Source organism: Skermanella sp., from assembly GCF_059503625.1.
On record NZ_JCACHA010000519.1, the window covers coordinates 1 to 2118 of the forward strand.

The 2118-nt window shown below is 64.7% G+C and carries 1 protein-coding gene and 2 tRNA genes; all 3 read left to right on the forward strand.

Features of this window, described 5'->3' with window-relative positions:
• Window positions 1–135 precede the first annotated feature (135 nt).
• Window positions 136–211: transfer RNA gene (locus AC5JJ6_RS11135), tRNA-Ala, on the forward strand.
• 36 nt (window positions 212–247) lie between these two features.
• A tRNA-Tyr gene (locus AC5JJ6_RS11140) sits at window positions 248–333 on the forward strand.
• Between the two features lie 293 nt (window positions 334–626).
• A partial coding sequence (locus AC5JJ6_RS11145; RefSeq protein ID WP_496042097.1) for a ribonuclease J occupies window positions 627–2118 on the forward strand: 1492 nt, incomplete at its 3' end.

The following is a 2118-nucleotide window of genomic DNA, read 5'->3' on the forward strand; positions in this document are numbered from 1 at the left end:
CACGTAAGACCTGATCGGCAGCCGCTAAGGGCAGGCGCCGCGTAGGGCAGGGGAGTTGCCGGTGAGCGGTACCGACACGAGACACGAAGAGACGACACGACGACATCGCCCATCGACATGGGCGTTCCAGAGATTGGGGCCATAGCTCAGCTGGGAGAGCGCTACAATGGCATTGTAGAGGTCAGCGGTTCGATCCCGCTTGGCTCCACCACTACCTCCCCTCAGGGGCTTCAAGTTCGATCCATCCGGAGGGGTGGCCGAGTGGTTAAAGGCAGCAGACTGTAAATCTGCCCGCGATAGCGTACGCTGGTTCGAATCCAGCCCCCTCCACCATGAACCCGATCATCGCACCCGGTTCTCAGATCGTTCCGCTTATGCGGCGGCGGTCAGAGCAGCCGGGCTATTCGTTTTTCCGTTTTCGTCTCATATCTCCAGTTCGTCCGAGACTGGATCCGCACTGCCGGCTTGATCGGCGTTTGGCCGTATTTTCGGTCACTCATCAAGCTTTTCCAAAAGTTTTCCGAAATTCAGTGGGCGCATTCAGACGATGCGTCATTTTAAACCGGTCCGAAATCCGTGGTTTCAATCCGCCTGATTTCCGACGCAAGCAAGAAAGAACAAACTGCATGAGAAGTCCAAGGGATCGCCGCCGTTCGCGGACATCCACCCTATCCGTCCGTAGCGCTCAGGATCTCGGTGTCGGGGAACAGCCCCTGATCTCCACGTCGCCGACGGTCCCAGCCAGAACGGCGGCCCCCGCCGCTGCCCGTACTCCCAGCTCCCGCAATCAAGCCCCCCGTACTCAGGCAACCAATCAAGCTGCCCGTACTCCCAAGACCGACCCCGTACGCGGCCCGGTTCCCGGCACCGACGAGATCATCTTCCTTCCGCTCGGCGGCTGTAACCGCATCGGCATGAACATGACCCTCTACGGTCATGCCGGCAAATGGCTGATCGTCGATGCCGGCGTCGCCTTCGGCGGCGACGACATGCCGGAAGTCCAGTCCTTCATGGTCGATCCGGCCTTCATCGAAGAGCGGATGGACGACGTCGTCGGCCTCGTGGTCACCCATGCCCACGAAGACCACATCGGCGCCATCCACCATCTCTGGCCCCGGCTGGAATGCCCGATCTACGCCACTCCCTTCGCGACGCACCTGATCCGCGAGCGCCTGAAGGAAGCCGGCGTCGCCCGCGCCGTGCAGGTCAACACCTTCGCGATCGGCGGGCGCTTCCGCATCGGTCCGTTCGATATCGAGGCGATCCCCGTCACCCACTCGGTGCCGGAACCCGTCTCGCTCGCGATCCGGACCCGTGCCGGCAACCTGCTGCACACCGGCGACTGGAAGTTCGATCCGGAACCGCTGGTCGGCCAGAGCACGGACTTCGCAGCCCTCAAGCGCTTCGGTGACGAGGGCGTGCTCGCGATGGTCTGCGACAGCACCAACGCGCAGGTCGAAGGCTCGACCGGCTCCGAAGGTCAGGCCCGCGCCGGTCTGGTCGATGCCTTCCGGGGACGTCGGGGCGCCATCGCGGTGACCTGCTTCGCCAGCAACGTCGCCCGGATGAAGGGAATCGCCGAGGCGGCAGCCGCCAACGACCGCAAGGTCGTGCTCGCCGGCCGCTCGCTTCTGCGGATGGAGAAGGCCGCCCGCGCCTGCGGCTACTTGGACGGGCTTCAGCCCTTCCTCAGCCTGTCGGAAGCGTCCAGCATTCCCCGCCGCAACCTCGTGCTGATCTGCACCGGCAGCCAGGGCGAGGAGCGTTCGGCACTCAGCAAGATCGCCCGCGCCGAGCACCGCTCGCTGGCGCTCCAGGCCGGCGATACCGTGATCTTCTCCGCCCGGACCATTCCGGGCAACGAGGACGCGATCGGCGCGATCTATGAGTTGCTGACCAGGATGGGCGTCAGCATCGTCACGCCGTCGGATGCCCCGGTCCACGTTTCCGGCCATCCCGCGCGCGGAGACCTGACCCGCATGTACGAGTTGATCCGCCCCCGCTTCGCGGTGCCGGTCCATGGCGAGATCCATCACCTGGAAGCCCATGCCCGCCTTGCGCGCGGCTGCGGCGTCGAGCGTGCCCTGGTGCCCGAGGACGGCGACGTGATCCGGCTGG